This is a genomic window from Clostridium puniceum, from assembly GCF_002006345.1.
Taxonomy (GTDB): domain Bacteria; phylum Bacillota; class Clostridia; order Clostridiales; family Clostridiaceae; genus Clostridium; species Clostridium puniceum.
In genome coordinates, this window is the sequence record NZ_LZZM01000113.1 from 64,154 (window position 1) to 84,730 (window position 20,577).

Consider the following 20,577-nt stretch of genomic DNA (forward strand, 5'->3'; position numbering starts at 1 on the left):
AGCCAAAATTTTATTGACAAAATTAAAAATAAAATATATACTAAGTTTAGTAAATTGAATTGAACAAAATTTAATGTTAATAAATTTAAAATTAAAAAATATAATTTAAAAAGGAGACATGAAAAATGATTTATGATTACAAGGTTGAAGATGTAAAGGGAGATTTAGTTTCATTAGAAGACTATAAAGGGAAGGTCTTATTAGTTGTTAATACAGCTACAGGGTGTGGATTTACACCACAATACGAAGGGCTTCAAAAACTATATGATAAATATAAGGATAGTGGATTTGAAATACTAGATTTTCCATCTAATCAATTTTTTGAGCAAGCACCAGGAAGTAATGAAGAAATAGTGAACTTTTGTAAATTGACATACGGAACAACTTTTAAAACTTTTGCTAAAATTGATGTTAATGGCGAAAATAGTGATCCATTATATACTTTCTTAAAAAAAGAAGCTCCTGTTGCAAATGAAGATGATGCATCAAAAGGATTATATAATTTATTATCAGAAAAAGGTTTTGAGACAAAAGGTGATGATATTAAATGGAACTTCACAAAATTCCTAGTATCAAAAGAAGGAAAAATAATAGCTAGATTTGCACCAACTTTTGAACCAGAAAAAATAGAAGATCAAATCAAAGAATTACTATAATAATAAATAGTTATATATGTTGTAATTTTAATTCTTCAACAAAATTAAGTAGTAATAGTTAGTTTTAATGTAGAGTATTTTTGCAACATATGTATCAAGATTAATACTAGTAAATAGAAGATTGAAAATTTGATTACTAGCTTAAAATGGAATTCATGTAAATAGACGTTTTTTAGAACATCTATTTTATGAATTCCATTTTAGTTTTAAACATATAAAATATGACATGCTTATGTCATATTTTATACTTTATACTTAAGGTTAAGAGTTTATTTATAATAAAAGAAAAAGGAAGCTATATTATTGAAATTTTCATCATATTGGGAGTACGATTTTATTTATAATAGGGAAAAGGAAGTGTAATTAATTTATGGGTGAACAGTTGAAAGATATGTATAATGAGGGATTTTTACGTGAATTTGGTAACAAGGTTTGTAGTGTATATGGTGATTTTAATGTGGAAAAGTTTATAAGTAAAACAATCAATGATGATTGGGAAGAACTTTCGTTAAAGACAAGAATGCGAAGAATAACTGAAGGGTTAAGGCAATGCCTTCCAGCTTCTTATGAAGAAGGTTTAAAGGTGTTGTTTCTAATAGATGAAAGCTGCATTGGATTTCCATATTTATTCTTTCCAGATTTTGTAGAGGTATATGGTCAGGAAGAGGAACATTTAGAGCTTTCCATGAAGGCTATAGAACGTTTTACGCAAAGGTCATCTTCAGAATTTGCAATAAGACCATTTATATTAAAGGCTCCAGAACGTGTTATGGAACAGATGTTGCTTTGGTCTAAGCATCCAAGTGAACATGTAAGGCGTCTTGCCAGTGAAGGCTGCCGTCCAAGATTACCTTGGGGAAGGGCGCTTCAAATTTTTAAGAAAGACCCATCAAAGGTAATTAATATATTGGAACAGTTAAAGAGTGACTCCTCCCTTTATGTGAGAAAAAGTGTTGCAAATAACCTTAATGATATTTCAAAGGATAATCCTCAGGTTGTAATTGATTTAGTGAAGAAATGGAGTAATAAAAATCCTTATACGGATTGGATTTTAAGAAAGGGATGTCGCAGTTTAATAAAGTCTGCTAATCCAGAGGTTATGGAGTTGTTTGGTTACACAAATTTTGCAGAAAAAGAATTAGAGATTACAGAGGCTTCAGTTTCTGTAAATCCATCTATAATAAAGATAGGGGAAAGCTGTGAAATTAAATATGAATTAGATATTCCAAAAGGCGAGGCAGTACACATTCGTATTGAATATGGTATTGATTTTGTAAAAGCAAGAGGAAATACCTCACGTAAACTGTTCTTATTGTCAGATAAGACTGTACCAGGAGGAACACATATTAGTGGAACTAAGATACATAGTTTTGCAGATTTAACTACTAGACGTCATTATAGTGGTAAACATAAAATAAATCTATTGGTTAATGGAGAGAAGCAGGCAGATGCAATAGTGGAAATAATTTAAGGTTAAGTACATAGAAAAGAAATAAGATAGGTTGATTTGTGTATCAATATATAATGTTTAATACTTCACATATTTGGGATATAATATAAGGAAGAGAAGTTTTATTAAAAAAGAAGCATTATGAGTATATATTTAAATATAAAAAAACTTTAGAAAGTTATATAGAACTTTATATTTTATCTTGTGAAATTCAAAGTACCAATAAGAATTATAGTGTATTGGTACTTTTTAGTGTGCATTATTAACATCTTTTATTTATATGTATTCAAGAACAAGATCAGTAAAAAGAATACCTTCTAAATGATCAATTTCATGGCAAAAACATTTTGCTAAATCTCCTGTAACTGTTAATATTATTTCTTCGCCTTTTTCATTTAGCGCTTGAACTATTACTTTTTTTGGCCTTAATAACTTTCCAAATATATTCGGATTACTTAAACATCCTTCAATAACTTCTTGACTTCCTTCTTGTCTGATTATTTTTGGATTAACTAATTTTATTAGTCCTTCACCCATATCTATTACGACTAGTCTTTTTAATATGCCTATTTGTGGAGCGGCTAACCCTCCTCCATTTTCTGTATTATACATAGTCTCTGCCATATCATCTAAGATTTGTCTTATTTTTTCATCTATAACTTCAACTTCTCTACTTTTTTTTCTTAATATTTCATCACCAAAGATTCTTATTTGTCTTAATGCCATTTAAATTACCCCTTTACTTAATTGTGATCTTGATTTTTTTTCACTTTGTTTAAAAAGAAAAACCTCTTCTATGGAACAGTGAAATATTTGTGAAATATCATAAGCTAACCATATAGATGGTTCATATTTTTCTGTTTCAATAGAATTTATTGCTTGTCTCGACACTCCCACAAGCGCTCCCAGTTGTTCTTGCGTCAATCCAATAGCTTCGCGAAATTCCTTTATTTTGTTTTTCACTAACAATCACTCCTGTCATGTTTACCTTACATAAAAGTATATTCTTATCTTAGTTTCATGTCAAGTTAACATTACATCATATAATGTTGTATTTTTATATAAAAAAAAGAGAAATAAAAAGGGTTTAAAATATACTAATTACGATATTTTGCAACAAATTTGCAACAATATATTTAGTAAAATATTCTAAGAATTGAACAAATAAAGGGGGTAAATATATTGTTTAGTAAAAAAATTAAAATTAAAATTGCAAATGTATTGGTAGCTAGTTTAATTTTAGGCTTTACATCCAATATAAATTTTAATACCATTAAGGTATTTGCAGCCGAATTACCAGGAGCTCATCATGCAGCTGTTGAAAATGATGTGTTTTTAGGTGGAAACTATCTGGAAGTTGGCGTGAATAAACATGGTTCCTTTGGAACAGCAATTGCTGCGCCAACAGGATTTCATCCGGTATCGCGAACAAATTTAGGTATGGTTGTAGATGGAGATGGGTTTGAGATCGGAGAAGAATCAAAGACAGGAGACTTTTTTTTACCAGGATCTCCGTACGAATCTTATGTAGTTGCTTATAAAAATTCAGAGGGAATTTCTACCAAAGCACAAGTTGCTGAGAGAAGTGGAATGTTAGGGATAACCAACATTTCGACAACAGATACCTCTAGCGGAAATACTCTTTCAGCTACAACAGTAGGTACTACTAATGATGGAAAGTTAAAAATAACTCAAGTTGTATCTTTTGATGTTAATGACAAGTATTTCAATATTCATGTTACCTATGAAAATATTAGTGAAAGCACACTTTATGATGCAAGATATCTAAGATCTGTTGATCCAGATCAAGATGCTGATAAAAACCTTGATTATACTACAAAAAATTCAGTCATTAAAAATCCACCTCAAGATGCTAAAGCTATTGTTATTGCAAAAGGGAATGTTACAGATGAACCATTCGTTTATATGGCATCAGATTCTAGAGCCAGAGCTTCTGTAACTAGAATGACTGATCCTTATAATGAAGCTTGTTACCAAGAAGATGGAAGTAATTTATTAAAACCTGAAGCTCTAGGAGATACTTGGATTGCTATGACTTTTGATTTAGGTGATATTGAACCAGGTAAATCTGTTTCTTTAGATTTTATAAATAGCTTGAATCCTGATCTTGATTCTGCATTAAACTCAGGTGTAACTGAAACAACACCAGCAGCAGTAGAAATCACAAGAGACGAAGATACATTAACAGCTAAACTAAAAAAAGAAGATGGAACTGAATATACAACAAGTGCAGCAGTAGCATATGATTGGTATAGAAATGATGAATTAGTACAAACAGGAACTGAGAATATATATGTATTAACTGATGCAGATAAAGGTAAAGAAATTAGTGTAAAAATAGATAAATACGAGTTAAAATCTGAGCCTTTATATATTGAGAAGGGTGAAGCACCAGAAACACCAGAAACAACACCAGCAGCAGTGACTATTGAAGGAAAAACAAGGGTAGGAGAAACTTTAACTGCACAGCTTATAGATGAAAATGAAAATGATTTTACAACAAGTGGAGCAGTAACATATAAATGGTATAGATTAAATAGTTCAAATTCAGAATTTAGTAATGAAATAGGAACAGGTAAAACTTATAAATTAAAAGGTGCAGACTTAAAAAAATATATAGGAGTACAAGCTATCTATAATGAATATGAATTTTCTGATAAAGTTGGAAAAATTTCAAAATCATCAAGTTCATCAAGTAGCAGCAATAATTCAAGTACAGATACTAGTATAGAAAGTACAAATACTAGTTCGACAAGTACAACAGATACTTCAGCTGATAGTAATAAGACAGGATGGATACAAGATACAAATAGTAAATGGTATTTAGTAAAAGAAGATGGAACTAAGACAACAGGCTGGAAACTATTAGAGGATAAGTGGTACTTCTTTGACAAGGATAGTGGATCCATGATAACAGGCTGGTATAAGGCACAAAATGGAGAATGGACTTATGATGGACAAGATACAGTAGGCCAATGGTTTTATTTAGATGGTAAGGGTAAAATGGTTACAGGATGGTTTAAAGACATAGATGGTTCATGGTACTTCTTATGTGATGGTAAACAATATGGTGCTTTAGGAGTCATGAAAACAGGCTGGCAACAAATAGACGGTAAGTGGTATTTCTTCAACAACAATGGAACTATGGCAAGTGATACAGTAGTTGAAGGCTATACATTAGGAAGCGACGGCGCTTGGATTAAGTAATAGAAAAAATATAATTAAGTATATCAATTGAAATTCATATAATATACAAAATATAAATTCCAATAAATAAGCTATGTATAATTAGTTACTGTAAGCCAGTTTTAATGTAGCAAATCAATTAGAATTTATATATACAAGAAATGATCATATAATTAATTTTATATGATTATTTCTTTTTATTTTAATTAGTTATATGGTTATTTTGATAAAATTCATATTATTTTAGGAAGGTATCCTGTAGAAAAATAAAGATTTTTGGTTATAAATTATGTATAATAATTAAATGGAGTTTCATAGTATCAATTGGGTGTACTGAGAAAACTTATAATATAAAAACACCTAATTTTAATAGATAAGTTGAGTATGAGGAGTTAAATAAAATTGAAAAATAAGGGTATTGCTATATGGGCAGGATTGATAATTATAGTTGTGTTTTTAATAAGTAATGTTTTTAGTAAAGATATTAATTTAAAATCGCCTTTATGTAAAGAGGGGTTAATAAATCTTTCAGATTGGGATTTTGAAGGTAATGGAAATGTGAAATTAGATGGATATTGGGAATTTTATCCTAATAAACTCTTATCGCCTATAGATATTAATGATCAAGATTTATTAGAAAAATTTTATATCAAAATTCCGGATAGATGGGTAAATCAAGTACCGGATGGTGTGATTTCAGACAAAGGAGTAGGAACCTACAGATTAAAAGTTAAGACCAATGAGGATACTTATATGTATGGATTAAAGATTACAAATATAAGATCTTCATGTAAAATTTTTATAAATGGAATTGAAATGGGAAAAATAGGTAATCCCAAAGCGGATTTAGAAGACGGATATTTAACAAAGGTATTACCATTTGTTACTTTTTTTCCGTCAAAGGATAACACTCTAGATATTATAATCCAAGTTGCTAATCTAGAGTATTATAATGGTGGAATTATTCAGAGCATTTATTTAGGAAGTGATAAAAATATATTAGATTATTATTTAAAAGCTAATATATTAGACATGCTTGATATATCATTTTTATTATTATCAGGTGCGTATTATCTTGTGATTTTTATTAAGGTAAGGAAAGACAAATATTTTAAATACATGGGTATTATTTGTTTAGCGTATTCATATGTTTATGCCACAGGAAATGAAAAGATATTCAGTAGGTTTTTTAATTTTATTCCATATCTTTATATAATAAAATCAAGAACTACACTGGTATGTTTAACAATATATTTTATAAGTTTATCAATAAGGGAAATGAGCAATAATTTTATTCCAATTAATTATATGAAAGTAATCAAAGTTATAACCATCATGAATATTATACTAACTTTACTAATACCAACAAGAACAGCAAGTTTTTTAGAAATATTAGTTGGATTATTGAATGTATTGATTTTTATTCTTATATTTATTTTAATTTTGCGAGCTTTTATTTATAAACAGTATGGCAACGTGGATAAGAAATTAATAGTATTTTTGCTTTGTGGTATTATTATTATGGCAATCCAATACATCAATTGGATTTTATATTTTTTTTCAATATCAAGCAACAACATTTTAATGACAACTACCTTCAATATTTTATTAATTAGTATATCAGCTATATTTATAAGGAAATATGTTAAAGCATATTCGGATTTGGAAATTATGAGCAATAATTTAATAGCCTTGGATAAGACAAAGGATGAATTTTTAGTAAATACATCTCATGAGTTTAAAACTCCTTTAAATGCAATAATAAATATTTCACAAGCAATATTAGATAGATATGATAAAAATAAAGAAAAGAACCAAGAAAATTTATTATATATTATAGCTATAGCAACAAGACTTTCTAATCTTGTAAAAGATATAATTGATTTTGAAAATCTTCAAAATGGACAGATGAAATTTAATAAAACAATTTTTGATATTAATGGAACCGTGCAAGCTGTAGTAGATGTTTTGTCTTATATGAGAAGAAGTGAAGAAATAAAGTTAATAAATAGTATACCAGTAGGAGAATATTACGTTTATTCAGATGAAAATAGGATTAAACAAATCATTTATAATATTGTAGGGAATTCCCTAAAATATACTGAAAAGGGATATATAGAAATTAAAGCAAATACAATAGATAATTATGTATACTTAAGTGTTGAAGATACTGGTACAGGAATAAATCAATATAATCAGAATAATCTCTTCAAAAGAAACATAGATACAGGGAAAATAAATTTTAATAATAGCACCTCATCAGGATTAGGTCTTTCTATTTCAAAAGTTCTGGCGTCAAATATGGGAGGAGATCTTTATCTAAAATGGTCAGAGCTTGATAAAGGGTCAATATTTGAAATAAAAATTCCTAAAGCACATAATGAAATGGATGAAAAAAAACTTAACCAATATGTATATAAGGGATGTAAAGAAAATATCTCTATAATTGATAAAAATAAAAATTTAAAAGCATCAACTATTTTGCATAAAAAGAATATTGATGAAGAGAGCGTTAAAATTTTAATTGTTGATGATGAAAGTCTGAATATTAAAGCACTACAGGAGATATTTGATGAGAATTATTATGAAACTATAGTAGCCTATAATGGAATGCAAGCTTTAGAATTAATAAAAAAGCATAAAGATATTGAAATTGTGCTGCTTGATGTAATGATGCCAGGAATATCAGGTTATGAGGTATGCAAGAGAATAAGACAAGAATATAAGATGTTTGAAATTCCGATACTTCTACTAACGGTTAGAAATACTCCAGAGGATATAGAAGCAGGTCTTGAAGCAGGAGCAAATGATTTTTTAGTTAAACCCTTTAATTCTAAGGAATTAAAGGCTAGAGTAAAAACTCTTCTGGAAATGAAAGCTTCAGTTAAAGGGGCTTTAAAAATAGAGTCAGCATTTTTACAGTCACAAATAAAACCACATTTTTTGTATAATTCCTTAAGTATAATAGTTTCCTTATGTTATAGTGATGGGGAGCTAGCAGGAAAACTTCTTGGAGAATTAAGTAAATATTTACGTTTTATTTTTGATATTAATCCTTACAATTCATTTATAAGTTTAAAAGAAGAGATTTCTTTTGTTAAAACTTATGTTGAGTTAGAAAGGGCAAGATTTGGAGATAGGCTTAAAATTAAATTTAATATTGATGAGACAGTTTTAAATTATAAAATTCCAGCATTAGTCATACAGCCAATAGTTGAAAATTCAATACGTCATGGATTAATGAAACGTATTTCTGGAGGAACAGTAAATATAGTTATTGAAAAAAATAACAATCATATTAGAATCACAATACAAGATGATGGTGTAGGAATATATGGTGAAAAGTTAAAAAAATTATTAGATAATACCTTCACAATGAATAGTGGACTGAAAAACGTCAATAAAAGGCTATTGAATGAATATGGACAGGGATTATTAATTGATAGCAGCGAAGGTAAGGGAACAAATACTATAATTAATATTCCTGTAGAACAATAAAATTTTAAGTTAGGGGATAAAAATTATGATTAATGCAATAGTTGTTGATGATGAAGCTTTAACTAACGAGTATATATGCAAGCTGCTTAGGAAGGAAGGCATTAAGGTTCAAGGCTATACTAATCCTCATGAAGTCTTAGATAAATTAAGTACATATAAACCTGATGTCTTGTTTCTGGATATAGAAATGCCTGAAATTAGCGGATTGCAACTGGCGGAGAAAGTACATGCAATTGGGTACGAAGGTGAAATTGTATTTATTACAGCTTATAATCAATATGCAATTGATGCATTTGAGGTAAATGCTATAGATTATTTGTTAAAACCAATCATAAGTGAAGCACTTAATAGATCTATAGAACGTGTAAAGAAAAGAATAAATTCACCTTCTCATAATAAAGAGAATAATGAATATAAAAAAATAAGTATTTCTTTATTAGGAAATATATCTTTACGTATTGGAGAAAATAAAAGAAAAATCCGTTGGATGACTGCAAAAAGTGCTGAAATTTTTGCATTTATGTTGCTGCATAAGGATGATAAAGAGGTATCTAAATGGCGGTTAATGGAAGCGGTTTGGTCTGATAAGGATAAAGAAAAAGCTGATATTAACCTTCGAAGCACAATTAGCAGATTAAATAAAACTTTGAGAGAAAATAATATAGAAATATCAATGATTTCTACTGGAAATGGATATGCATTAAACATAATAGAGAAAGATATAGAAATAGACGTATTTAAGCTGGAGGATACGATTTTTGGCATTACTGAAATAAATGATAAAAATTTGGAATACTATGAAAGTGGTATATTGGGTTATAAGCATATGCTTCTTGAAGATATTGATAGTGAGTGGTGCTATTCAATAAGAGAAAATTATCATAGATATTTTATAAATGGAGCTAAAAATTTAATTAAGTATTATGAGAGCATTAATGCTGAACCTTTAAAAATATTGAAGATTATAGAGCTTATTATTAAGTATGAGTCTTATGATGAAGAAATGAGAGAAAAAGCTTTAAAGCTGTATTATAAAATTGGAGGAAGGAAGAGTGCAGAGAAATATTATAAAGAATATGATGAATTAATCAAAAATGATCTACAAATAGAAATGCATGAAGCCTTGAGAAAATTCTATAAAAGTATTATAAATGAATAGTATTCGTTTATAATACTTTTATTCAAAAAAGACCAGGATACATTTTAATATAGCAAAAATATATTGAGAGGTGATGAACTTTGAATAAATATAAAGCAACAATTATTTTGATTATAGTATCTATTGGATTTTTCGTTACTTATCCTTTTAATAATACGTTTATAGGGGGCTTGTTAAGTAGCGGGTTTTGTGCTGCAATGATTGGAGGAGCAGCTGACTGGTTTGGAGTCAGCGCATTATTTAGAAAACCACTTGGTATTCCTTTCAAAACAGAAATTATTCCAAGAAATAGGGAAAAGATATTTAATGCATTAAGTGATATGGTAGGGGATGAACTACTGACAAAAGATAATATAAATGAAATGATAAATAAAAATAGTATATCTAAACTTTTAATTAAATACTTGAGCAAAAATGAAGAAAAACAACAGCTTAAGGAAGTGGCAGTAAAAATAGTTCAGGACATAATATGGAAGATTAATCCTGAGGAAGCAGGGAAATTAATTGAAGGGTTAGTAAAGGATAATATTCTTAATATAAAGATATCTACCATAATTGCTACAGCAACTGAGGTTTCTATAAAAAAAGGGTATGATATAAAGTTAATTAATTTTATTGTAGATGAATTAATAAAGCTTTCTAAAACAGAACAAGTATCTCAATTAATTGTTACCTTAGTAGAGGAGACGTTAGAAGCTTACGAAAATGGTATGAAGAGGAGAGTATTTGTCAATAAAGTAATTTTTGATATGTTGTTACAGTTATCTCCTTATGATATTGCGCTTATAGTTCAGAATAAATTAGTTGATTCTCTCCGTGATTTAAAAGACCCTACACATCCGACTAGAGAAAAATTTAATCAATGGGTTGATGCAAAGATTATAGAATTAAAAAGTGATTCTAAGCTACAGCAAAAAATAGAAAATTGGAAGTTAGCACAGCTTAACAATATGGAAATCCATAATCAAATATCTGAATTTATAAAAACTATTAGAGATAGAGTTTCAGAAAACTCTTCTGAACTTACCAATTTAAACAAGAAGACAGAAGAAGAAATTAGTAAAGTTATAGATGAATTTCAAGTAAATCTACAGTGGCAAAATAAAGTGGATTACAAGGTGAAGAACTTATTATCACAATTTGTTGATAATAATCATAATAAAATAAGTGTTATGGTTAAAGAAAATCTAAATAAGTTTACTAATGATATGTTGGTTAAATTAATTGAAACTAAGGTAGGCAATGATTTACAGATGATTCGAATTAATGGTTCTGTTGTAGGTGGATTTGTGGGTATGGTCATATTTATTTTAACATTTTGGATTTAATTGAGGTGTAAAAGTATGAATAATAAGAAATTAGCAAATAGAATATTGTTTTTTTTATTTCTAGGGTTTAGCATGATTACACTTTTTAGAATATTTATTCTTGATAATTTTATAGTAGAATTGTTAAGTTTTACTATTGAGGCAGCTTTAGTTGGAGGGCTTGCAGATTGGTTTGCAGTTACAGCTTTATTTAAAAAGCCTTTAGGTTTTTCATGGCATACAGCAATCATACCTAAAAATCGAGAAAAGGTAATAGATGCGGTATCGGTTATGGTAGAAAATGAATTATTAAGCTCTAAATTTATTGAAAGTAAAGTAGAAGAGATTCCTATAATTAATTTACTTATTTCCTATATAGATAATTCCAATACAAAAAATAGTATAGTTAAATTAGTGGAAAAATATGCACAGGACATTTTAATAAAATTTGATACTAGTGAAATAGCAGAATACATAGAAGGTTTTTTAAAAGCTAAATTGAAAAATACAGATATATCTGTATGGACAAAAAAAATACTTGATTGGGCAATTGAAAAGGATGAATATGAGCATTTTTTGCAAGCTATAATTGAAGGGTTGATAATTATAGCAAGGAAAGATAGTACCAAAGAGGAGATATATAAAATAATTAATGATGCGGTACAAGAAAGTAAAAATAAAACTACAGGACTTAAGCTTATGTTTTTTGAATTGGCACTTGATATAGCACAAGAAACTAATAGCATAAATATTCACGATGCAGCTGAGTCTTTGCAAAAAGAATTAATTGATAAATTAACAAGTATGAAAGATAAGAATGATCCAATTCATATAAGGTTAGACCAAATGTTTAAGGAAGCTGCTAAAAGATTGGAAACAGATAGTTCAACCTCAAACTCTATAGAAATATGGAAAGAAGAAATAATGAGTAGAATTCAATTGAAGACGGAACTTAAAAATTTAATAAATGGAGCCATAAAAATTGCTGCTAATGACCCACCTCAATTAGAAAAATATGTTGGTGGAGTGAGCACATCAAATGACTCTCAATTAATTCAATGGCTTATTGCTCAAGTGAACAAGTATTGGAATAACCTTAAACAAGATGAGAAAATTAAAAATTGGTTAGAAGCATATATTAAAGAAAATCTTATGAAAGTTATTAAAGCTGAACATCATTTATTAGGAACCATGGTTAAGGAAACGCTAGGTACATTTACAAATGAAGCATTAAACGAATTTATTGAAAGTAAAGCTGGAAATGACTTACATTGGATTAGAATAAATGGTTCTATAGTAGGAGCTGCTGTTGGCATAATACTATATTTGTTTGTAAATTTATTTTATGGTCCTATTGTTGTTCCTATAATTAGAGGATGGTTTTAATGGAGACATTTAACTTTTTAACATTTTTTTAAGCTTTTATGTACTTGAATTTAACAATTTAGTTATATTATAAAATAAAGGATAAGAGGGATTTAATAGGAAAATATAATTAAAATATTTATTATGACAGAGAGGTTATTATGATAAAGAAAATTAAGGAATTGGAAATAAGAAATATAGTTACACTAAAGGATAAAGAAGTATTGAATACTGCGCTAAGGGGAATAAATGGGTGGAATTTTAATCCAATAGCAGTAGTTACAAATGGGATGGAAGATTACTATTTTATATGTAAGGTGAAAACAATAATAGAAAACTTGCAGATGGAGATGGCAAAAGTATACGTTCAGATTCAAGAAGGAAAGAGTCCTAAATTATTAGCTATAGAAGAAATATCATAGAAAAATTATGAAGTAAATTATATTTTTCCTTCTATTAATTATCTCGTAATTGGTATTTAATTATGCTAAAAGCATTGTAGAGATTGTAACTTAAATGGAGGCGCAAAATAATCATAGGAATATCAATATTTTACGCTTTATGTAAAGTTTCTTAGAATTACGTAGAAAATAAAATTTGTTTAATACTAAAAGATGTCTAACCCGGTGACATAAATTGACGCAGGGTTAGACATTATTTGTTTATTTCTAATTATCAGCATCTTACTCGTTGGGTTTAGTAACTTGAACTACACTATGAGGATGATGAGGTGGTGCATAGATAGAGTATACTTTAAGAGGTTTATTGCCTGTGTTAATAATATTGTGCCAGATACCATATGGTATCAGGATTGCAAAGTCATCACGGATGTTTGCTTGAAAATCTAAATTGTCTTTACTTTTTCCCATCTTAACAATTCCTTGTCCATCTTCAACACGTATGAATTGATCAGTGTCTGGATGAATTTCTAAACCTATATCATCACCAACATTAATGCTCATCAAAGTAACTTGAAGATATTCGCCTGTCCATAAAGCGGTACGGAAATTATTGTTTTGCTTAGTGGCTTCATCAATATTAACTACGTAAGCTTGTGGCCCATAGTCTTGCAAGGTGATTTTATTATTGTCCATTTCTGATTGTAAATAATCAGCTCTTAAATCACCCTCCATTTCATCAAAAAGTGTATTATATGGGACATATCGAAAATGAGAACTCGGATAGCCCCAATTATCATTACTATATATGTCGTATGAGTTATAACTTGATGTTTCAGTGGAATAGTCCACTGAATACATTCTATTATTATGCATATTTTTTTATCCTTTATATTGTTTCAGAATTATAATATGTTTTATTTTTTGTAAATGTGCTGCATTAATTATAGATGATTCGTACTTTCATATATGGCACTTCCATGTGCACACAATATCTAGAAACTACTTAGTAATTTAGTATTGCGAACTATCGTTCATTATTTTTAACACCAATAGTAATTAATTTACCTAATGCTTTAAAGATTTTATCTGCATATTCAAGGCTTATCTCTTTTTTACCACTTTCCCAGTATTCAATCGCCCTTGAAGTACACCCAGTTGCTTGTGCTAACTTTTTTCAGATAAATTCTGTTTAGTTCTTTCTGTAGCTATCATTAAATCTATATCCATTAAACTTCCTCCAAATCTTTCAAAACAAAATCGGTACCACACATATTACCTGAAAATCCTGCTTCAACCCCTTCTTGTTCTTCTATATCTAGTCCATTCTTAAAAATCGATCTAATAATATCTTGTGATAAACTATCAAATTTTTCTTTTGGTATATTACTTATTTCAATTTGCATTTTATTTGTATAAGCCATTGCTCTATCCCTCCCAATTTTAAAATTACGTATTAAAAAAATCGCAAATTCAATCTCTTGAATAAATGCGATTTTACAATACGTTATTTATTTTATCGATTTATAATTTAAGAATAATGTGTTATTCAATATAAATAGTCCATTTCTTGCATTTATTACACAAGTATATAGCGAAATCTAATGTTTCATCAGCGGCATCTAAATCGAAAGTAAAAATGTTTTCTTTTTCGATAACTCCTATATCCCTATGCCAGACACTAAATCTTTCTGCATTACATTCCAGGCACTCAGAATCACATCTCCCGACATACTCAAAATCATCAATAGTTATTCCATTATCCTGTAAAAATTGAACTATAACTTCTTCATAATTTACATCTGAATGTCCAATAAAATTCTCTAATTTCAAAAATTCACTCATACAAAACCTCCCATAAAATACTGTACATGTTATAAAAATGATTATAACTAGAACCATATGCAAATTCAAACTACAATAACTTATTTAATGTCTATCAGAATATATTAAACACTAATATCGTACAAATTTTATGGATTTTCAAAGTATATATTGACTACCTATTATTTTTAGGATATTATATACTGCCTTTTTTAAATATAAATCTAATAATTTATAATGTTTTACATATTATAAATATCGCATTATTTAATTTTCAAAGAACTATTTTTATTTACTACGTCAAATTTACAACTACTGAACCTATAAGAATTACGCATACTTTTTATCTATAATTACTCTGATTTATTTTTTAACTAATTACATAATATATATATTTTTCATAACATATTACTGAAAGGTGATGATATGTTATAAAAAGGTATTTTACATTAATTTTATTTTCAAAATTATTTAGTTGCTACATCGTATCTAGATATTGCAAACTATATAATGTTTTTGATTCAAAGAGAAATCAAGGCGCTGAGAATGAAAATATTATTAAAGCACTTGACCAAGACTTTAATCTTTTTGTAATACAACCAATCACTTCAAAAATATGGTTTTAGGTAACTATACTCTTAATGGCACAAATTATAAATTTGATGAAACAGGTAATACAATTAGAATACCGTACTATGAATATACAAAATGATTATAAATTTTAAATTATATGTTTTAATAGTTACATCTTTATATATCATATCATTTTAAAATTTTTATTTCTAATGGGCTTCTACTTGTAGGAGCTTGTATTTTTATTTAATATCACTCACTCTTTACAATTTATGCATCTACTCTTGGAATAAAATCTTTACACTTCTTAATATTAATATATTCAATTTCATCTTCATTTCTTGAAACCTCTATATATCCAAATTTCTCGTATAAATGTTGACTGCCTATGCTAAATACAGGAGTAGAAAGTTGCCATTCATTTATTTCTGAATATGTTTTCTCAACCAATTCCAGTACTCTATAACCATATCCTTTTCCTTGAAATAATGGTTTTATAACAAAATCCTCAAAACGCATTTTATTATCTCCCAATGGCATAAGGGTTTTGGTTTATAACTTGGTTTATTAAAGATTGGACTTCTCATCCAGGTTTTAGAAAGGCCAATAAGTTTTCTGATGATTATTATACTGAGAGTTATGAGCTTATACATGACTTGAGTTATTGGTACTTTATAGAGGAATCTATCTTTATTGAAGAAAAAGACTTTGAAGAAGAAATTAAGATTTTAGAATCATATGTTAAAAAATTAATATTATAGATTAAGTTTTGTGACGCAAAATTTTTTAAATTATGAATCAATAAAAATAAACATCAAAATAAACGTTGTTCTTAGTAAGGTCTAAATGCACAATACTAAATTTGACGTAGTAAATAAAAAATTGATCTTTGAAAACTGAATAATGCGGTATTTGTAAATTTTTAATCAAGATAATTTTTTTTGGTGAAATATAATTTGTAATATATGTAAAATTGTGGCATAATAATTTTAGGAAGTTATAGCACAATTTAGAATATATATATTAAATTTTAAGGGGGAATTAAATTGAAAAAGATGTTATCTTTTATTTTATCAATACTTATGGTAAGTATTGGCGGTATTACTGCTTTTGCGGCAGAGCCTACTGTTGAAGAAAACAATAACATTAAAAAGATAGAAGTATCTTTAGGCAATGTTATGGATTTATCTAATATAGCAAATAGCTCCTGTACGCAAGTGCTTTCGAAAGATTCTGGAAACTTAATAAACAAAACAGGTATAGTTACGACCGTTGGACAGTTTGTAGATTTTACAAAAGTAATACCAGCAGGTTCGACTATAGCTAGTATAACTATATATTGCCCTACTGATGTAAAAATTAGTCAAGGAAAATACACAACAATTGATAATTTTATTATTAGTAATGGTTCAGATAAAACTGCGGTTAAATTTCTTAGGACTAATACGCCGACATCAAGGTGTAAAACAACTTTTTTTAAAGATGCTCAAGCTAATATAAAATGGTTTGTTCAAATACAGGGAACTGTTCTTTCACAATATACTGGAATGGATGGCATCACTGTATTTGGTGGAAGTAAAATGATTATTGAATATAAGTAATCATTTTAAATAATTATGCTATAACTATTCTTAATCAGTTTTGTTAGTTATTAGAATTAATAAAGATAAAATTCAAATACCGTATTATTCAAAAAGTGAATATGCGGTATTTTTATTTTTTAATACTACGTAATACTTAGATTTTAGGCAAATTGTAAAATTGACGCAGCAACTTATAAAAAATTGTTCTTTGAAAACTGAATAGTGTGACATTTACAATATGAGTTATAATTGGATTATAATAGTTAACAAATATATCATTGAATTATAGTAACTAAAAAATATATAGTTTCAGGAGGTATTAAAAATTGAAAAAAGATTTTGATTTAACAAAAGTTACTACACCAATATTGTTAGAACTTTTAAAGGATGAAATTCCATCACCAGAGTGTTTTCTGAAAGAGTGCAAATTATCTCTTCCAAACTTTGAGAATACCATTGATAAAAAGTTTCCGATTGACTTAATAAAATTTATTTCTATGCCATTATGGGTATACATAAATTTAAAAAATAAGTTAGGTCCTGAAAAAGCATTTGAAATAATGCGAATAGCATTACTTACAGGTGGAGTTGCAAAACAAAGTATTTTATTTGACTCTATTAATAAACCAAGAACTTTTGAGAATTTTATTGAACAGGAATTGCAAATCAATAAAACAGGAACAACTAAATGGAATAGCCTAGAAATAATTTGTAGGGATAAAAGCAAATTTGAAATAAAAATAACTAAATGCCTTTATCATGAATTAACAACTTCGCTACAAATTCCAGAAGCAACAAAATTAATTTGCCAAGTGGATAATGCAGTATTTAATTCTTACTTACCTGAAGAAATCGTATTTCATCGTGATGGTTTGAATCGACGTATTGCAGATGGATGTAATGAATGTCACTTTGTTTGGAAATACAAAAATAAAATTGAACGTAAATAATTGTTAATATTCTATATTATGAAAGAATAAAAATAAATAACGAATTGTAAATCGCATTATTCGAGACATTGAATTTGTAATTTTATTAGTACACCATATTATTATTTGATTAAGTAAATAAAAAATATGTTCTTTGAAAACTGAATAGTGTGATATTCACAAAATATGCTATAATTAACTAAAAGATAAATAGTAATTTGCAGAGGAGAAAAGAACAGTATGAAACTTGTTTATGAAGCGCCGGAAGCCCAAGACTATGTGAGCCTTCGGCTACGTTCCGGGATGGGGGATAAAGATTTAAATAGAAGCCAGATCGCCTTAAAGAATTCCTTGTTCACAGTATGCCTGTATGATAAAGAAGAACTGATTGGATTCGGCAGAGTAGTTGGCGATGGCGGTATAACCTACATTGTCAGCGATATTATGGTAGATAAGAAGTATCAGCGAAAAGGTTATGCAGAGCAAATTATGAAGGCAATTGATAGTTACTTTGAAGAGAATACACACGAGGACAGTTACATTTGTCTAATAGCAAATAAGCCTGCTGACCTGCTATATAACAAGCATCAATTTGAGTACTTATCAGAAAATAAGTGTGGAATGTTGCGAAAACAAAATAAAGAAAAAAGCAATTGTTAAAAATTCCGATTTGTAGAGTTACTTATAAAGGTTATATTACATCTAAAAATTTAATATATTATGACATTTATTTTATCGTTAATGAGTATGATGGTATACCTAAAATCACAGAACTAGATAAATACTCAGAATTAAAATGGTTTAAAATAAATGATATTACCAATTGCATTATGAATATTAGAAAAGCAGTTCTTGATAATTATGAGGATAACATCCAGTATAGTTAAATAATTCAAAGGTAGACTTATGAAGTACTTGAAAGAGAAAACCTGTCAAGATTGGGCAAAAGAACATAATGCAGTACCTTTTATGGGATTAATGGGTTTGTAAAATTAAAATTGTGTAGTAATTAGTGAAAAATATTCTTATAAAAGAATGACTATATAAATTTACATTTCAAGTTCTAATTTAAGGTTGAGTATTATAAATAGTAAATTTATTTGAAAAAGCTTAAAGTATTATATTAAGCCTGGAGGTTTTAATGTAAAAGAACCTTCATTTTTGGTGAAAAATCTTTACCAGATGATGACAAAATTGAACTGGAGAGACAAATGATAAATATTGAAGTTGTAGAATCAGCAGGACATTCTATGGCTTGGGAAAATCCAAAGGGATTAGCAGAAGCAATTAAGAAAGGTATTCTTTACGCAAGAGAATTATAGTATTTAGAAATACGACTAACCTTAAATTGAAATATATCTAAGCTTAGTCTTTTAGTATTTAATAAATAGGAGGGTTTACATATATCAAACAATCTTCTCTGTTATATTTTTTAATTTACTGCGTACTTTCTATATTATCAAGACTAATAGTAAATAAAAAAATACCACATCTTAATTTTTGAACTGAATAATGTGATATTTCAATCTATTATTTATTTTTTTTCTTAAAAATATTCACAAGTTAATCTCTAACAGATATGTTTATTCATCTAAGATTTCTTTTTTGCACGAAATGATTCATTTAAGTGAACTATATGATGTCTTGTCCCTGGCATTAGTAGAATACCTGATACATTTTTTCTTTCCCAAAAGTCTATTAGCCAATTTGAAGCTTCAACATCTAAAACAGCACCTTCATCTATTATCCGTTGTAATTTGCATTTTTCAAATTTCCTTTTCATATCATCACCTGTTAGCTTTTTTATAATTTCTCTTGTTTTTCTTCCTACTGCTATTCTATAGTTTTTTAATTGTTCCATATTAATATTTTTACTAAATTCTAATATTTGCTCTTTTGTCAATGCATTTCCTGTATCTACTATTTCAGACTTTATTTTTTCCTTCCAATTTCCTGCATTAAATACCTGTTCATCTCCAGCAACTAGTATATTCATCGTTATATCTTCTATTCTAGTAGAATGCCATATACCATATGCAATAGTACGACCTTTTTCATTTGTTGCATTACTAAATTTATCTTCGTCCAAATCTTCCCACAATTCATCTTCAAATGTCTTTTCATCTATTTCTGACATCTTTGATGAATGAACCATAGAATGTAAATTTAAAAAGATATTTTTACTTTCTTCAAGCTTATCTTTTTTCAAAATTATTTCTCTTAATTGTTTTAAATCTTTGCTCCAAGCTTTTAAATCCATTTGATATTTTCCTCCTATATAATATAACTAGCTTTAAAAATATTACATACATTTAATTATATACAATAATTTACTATAGGTAATTAATTTTCTTAATATGTTCAATTTCATTTTTTCTGAATAATGCAGCATTTTCTAAATTATTATAATTAACTATAATAGTGCAAAAATGCTTGAATAATTTTACAACTGAATAAAAATAAAAAAACATTTATGATAAATCCTTGTTATAATTGAGTTACCACACAACAATGATAGCAAGGAGCTATACATAAATGTTTCAAAACACAATTATATCAAATGAATTATCAATATACAAATTTTTCAAGCAATTAAATTTTGATTTTTACTTAACTAAACCTCAATTA

At 27.9% G+C, this 20,577-nt stretch carries 20 protein-coding genes; 12 read left to right on the forward strand and 8 right to left on the reverse strand.

Annotation, left to right across the window (positions count from 1 at the left end):
* Positions 1-125: 125 nt before the first annotated feature.
* On the forward strand, positions 126-656 hold the full coding sequence (locus CLPUN_RS08835; RefSeq protein ID WP_077846934.1) for a glutathione peroxidase: 531 nt from the start codon (positions 126-128) through the stop codon (positions 654-656).
* 370 nt (positions 657-1,026) lie between these two features.
* Entirely contained in the window at positions 1,027-2,127 is a 1,101-nt protein-coding gene (locus CLPUN_RS08840) for a DNA alkylation repair protein (RefSeq protein WP_077846935.1), read from the forward strand.
* Between the two features lie 255 nt (positions 2,128-2,382).
* Here CLPUN_RS08840 and def read toward each other — a convergent pair whose 3' ends face one another.
* Both def and CLPUN_RS08850 read right to left on the reverse strand, forming a co-directional pair.
* Positions 2,383-2,832 (reverse strand): peptide deformylase, encoded by a 450-nt coding sequence (gene def, locus CLPUN_RS08845; RefSeq protein ID WP_077846936.1) that lies wholly within the window; start codon positions 2,830-2,832, stop codon positions 2,383-2,385.
* The gene (locus CLPUN_RS08850) at positions 2,833-3,069 is read right to left on the reverse strand and encodes a helix-turn-helix transcriptional regulator (RefSeq protein ID WP_077846937.1); all 237 of its coding nucleotides are present in this window, start codon (positions 3,067-3,069) and stop codon (positions 2,833-2,835) included.
* Between the two features lie 219 nt (positions 3,070-3,288).
* Between CLPUN_RS08850 and CLPUN_RS08855 the strand changes: the two genes are divergently transcribed.
* The 6 genes from CLPUN_RS08855 (at position 3,289) to CLPUN_RS08880 (ending at position 13,064) form a co-directional block, all read left to right on the forward strand.
* Positions 3,289-5,334 carry an N-acetylmuramoyl-L-alanine amidase family protein gene (locus CLPUN_RS08855; RefSeq protein WP_077846938.1) on the forward strand — a complete coding sequence of 682 codons (2,046 nt, stop codon included), beginning with the start codon at positions 3,289-3,291 and terminating at the stop codon, positions 5,332-5,334.
* A 381-nt stretch (positions 5,335-5,715) separates the two neighbouring features.
* Positions 5,716-8,811 (forward strand): hybrid sensor histidine kinase/response regulator, encoded by a 3,096-nt coding sequence (locus CLPUN_RS08860; RefSeq protein ID WP_077846939.1) that lies wholly within the window; start codon positions 5,716-5,718, stop codon positions 8,809-8,811.
* A gap of 25 nt (positions 8,812-8,836) precedes the next feature.
* Positions 8,837-9,970, forward strand: a complete 1,134-nt coding sequence (locus CLPUN_RS08865; RefSeq protein ID WP_077846940.1) for a response regulator — start codon at positions 8,837-8,839, stop codon at positions 9,968-9,970.
* A gap of 80 nt (positions 9,971-10,050) precedes the next feature.
* Complete coding sequence (locus tag CLPUN_RS08870) at positions 10,051-11,298, forward strand: DUF445 domain-containing protein (protein WP_077846941.1); 1,248 nt, start codon at positions 10,051-10,053, stop codon at positions 11,296-11,298.
* Between the two features lie 15 nt (positions 11,299-11,313).
* Positions 11,314-12,663 carry a DUF445 domain-containing protein gene (locus CLPUN_RS08875; RefSeq protein WP_077846942.1) on the forward strand — a complete coding sequence of 450 codons (1,350 nt, stop codon included), beginning with the start codon at positions 11,314-11,316 and terminating at the stop codon, positions 12,661-12,663.
* A gap of 140 nt (positions 12,664-12,803) precedes the next feature.
* The gene (locus CLPUN_RS08880) at positions 12,804-13,064 is read left to right on the forward strand and encodes a hypothetical protein (RefSeq protein ID WP_077846943.1); all 261 of its coding nucleotides are present in this window, start codon (positions 12,804-12,806) and stop codon (positions 13,062-13,064) included.
* Between the two features lie 261 nt (positions 13,065-13,325).
* Here CLPUN_RS08880 and CLPUN_RS08885 read toward each other — a convergent pair whose 3' ends face one another.
* The 5 genes from CLPUN_RS08885 to CLPUN_RS08905 all read right to left on the reverse strand — a co-directional run bounded on the left by CLPUN_RS08885 (position 13,326) and on the right by CLPUN_RS08905 (position 15,956).
* Positions 13,326-13,916 (reverse strand): cupin domain-containing protein, encoded by a 591-nt coding sequence (locus CLPUN_RS08885; protein WP_077846944.1) that lies wholly within the window; start codon positions 13,914-13,916, stop codon positions 13,326-13,328.
* Between the two features lie 151 nt (positions 13,917-14,067).
* A complete protein-coding gene (locus CLPUN_RS29380; RefSeq protein ID WP_341424683.1) occupies positions 14,068-14,178 on the reverse strand; it encodes a hypothetical protein in 111 nt (36 codons plus the stop codon).
* Positions 14,179-14,269: 91 nt separating this feature from the next.
* Positions 14,270-14,464 (reverse strand): hypothetical protein, encoded by a 195-nt coding sequence (locus tag CLPUN_RS08895; RefSeq protein WP_077846945.1) that lies wholly within the window; start codon positions 14,462-14,464, stop codon positions 14,270-14,272.
* Between the two features lie 121 nt (positions 14,465-14,585).
* Positions 14,586-14,885: a hypothetical protein gene (locus CLPUN_RS08900; protein WP_077846946.1), complete on the reverse strand. Its 300-nt coding sequence runs from the start codon at positions 14,883-14,885 to the stop codon at positions 14,586-14,588.
* Between the two features lie 822 nt (positions 14,886-15,707).
* Complete coding sequence (locus CLPUN_RS08905; protein WP_158078735.1) at positions 15,708-15,956, reverse strand: GNAT family N-acetyltransferase; 249 nt, start codon at positions 15,954-15,956, stop codon at positions 15,708-15,710.
* 527 nt (positions 15,957-16,483) lie between these two features.
* Here CLPUN_RS08905 and CLPUN_RS08910 point away from each other — a divergent pair.
* The 4 genes from CLPUN_RS08910 (at position 16,484) to CLPUN_RS08925 (ending at position 18,836) form a co-directional block, all read left to right on the forward strand.
* Positions 16,484-17,038, forward strand: a complete 555-nt coding sequence (locus tag CLPUN_RS08910; RefSeq protein ID WP_077846948.1) for a hypothetical protein — start codon at positions 16,484-16,486, stop codon at positions 17,036-17,038.
* 308 nt (positions 17,039-17,346) lie between these two features.
* The gene (locus tag CLPUN_RS08915; RefSeq protein WP_077846949.1) at positions 17,347-17,970 is read left to right on the forward strand and encodes an L-2-amino-thiazoline-4-carboxylic acid hydrolase; all 624 of its coding nucleotides are present in this window, start codon (positions 17,347-17,349) and stop codon (positions 17,968-17,970) included.
* A 219-nt stretch (positions 17,971-18,189) separates the two neighbouring features.
* Entirely contained in the window at positions 18,190-18,609 is a 420-nt protein-coding gene (locus tag CLPUN_RS08920) for a GNAT family N-acetyltransferase (RefSeq protein WP_077846950.1), read from the forward strand.
* Complete coding sequence (locus CLPUN_RS08925) at positions 18,603-18,836, forward strand: NUDIX hydrolase (RefSeq protein WP_242954084.1); 234 nt, start codon at positions 18,603-18,605, stop codon at positions 18,834-18,836. The genes CLPUN_RS08920 and CLPUN_RS08925 overlap by 7 nt, the downstream gene beginning before the upstream one ends.
* 704 nt (positions 18,837-19,540) lie before the next feature.
* Here the strand turns inward: CLPUN_RS08925 and CLPUN_RS08935 are convergent.
* On the reverse strand, positions 19,541-20,209 hold the full coding sequence (locus CLPUN_RS08935) for a hypothetical protein (protein ID WP_077846951.1): 669 nt from the start codon (positions 20,207-20,209) through the stop codon (positions 19,541-19,543).
* Positions 20,210-20,577 lie beyond the last annotated feature (368 nt).

Bases quoted from the DNA above. Each gene is read 5' to 3' on its own strand.
- CLPUN_RS08875 (WP_077846942.1), top strand. From the start codon at position 11,314: ATGAATAATAAGAAATTAGCAAATAGAATATTGTTTTTTTTATTTCTA.
- CLPUN_RS08835 (WP_077846934.1), top strand. From the start codon at position 126: ATGATTTATGATTACAAGGTTGAAGATGTAAAGGGAGATTTAGTTTCA.
- CLPUN_RS08895 (WP_077846945.1), bottom strand. From the start codon at position 14,464: ATGGCTTATACAAATAAAATGCAAATTGAAATAAGTAATATACCAAAA.
- CLPUN_RS08905 (WP_158078735.1), bottom strand. From the start codon at position 15,956: ATGCGTTTTGAGGATTTTGTTATAAAACCATTATTTCAAGGAAAAGGA.
- CLPUN_RS08935 (WP_077846951.1), bottom strand. From the start codon at position 20,209: ATGGATTTAAAAGCTTGGAGCAAAGATTTAAAACAATTAAGAGAAATA.
- CLPUN_RS08865 (WP_077846940.1), top strand. From the start codon at position 8,837: ATGATTAATGCAATAGTTGTTGATGATGAAGCTTTAACTAACGAGTAT.
- CLPUN_RS08900 (WP_077846946.1), bottom strand. From the start codon at position 14,885: ATGAGTGAATTTTTGAAATTAGAGAATTTTATTGGACATTCAGATGTA.
- CLPUN_RS08840 (WP_077846935.1), top strand. From the start codon at position 1,027: ATGGGTGAACAGTTGAAAGATATGTATAATGAGGGATTTTTACGTGAA.
- CLPUN_RS08920 (WP_077846950.1), top strand. From the start codon at position 18,190: ATGAAACTTGTTTATGAAGCGCCGGAAGCCCAAGACTATGTGAGCCTT.
- CLPUN_RS08880 (WP_077846943.1), top strand. From the start codon at position 12,804: ATGATAAAGAAAATTAAGGAATTGGAAATAAGAAATATAGTTACACTA.
- CLPUN_RS08885 (WP_077846944.1), bottom strand. From the start codon at position 13,916: ATGCATAATAATAGAATGTATTCAGTGGACTATTCCACTGAAACATCA.
- def (WP_077846936.1), bottom strand. From the start codon at position 2,832: ATGGCATTAAGACAAATAAGAATCTTTGGTGATGAAATATTAAGAAAA.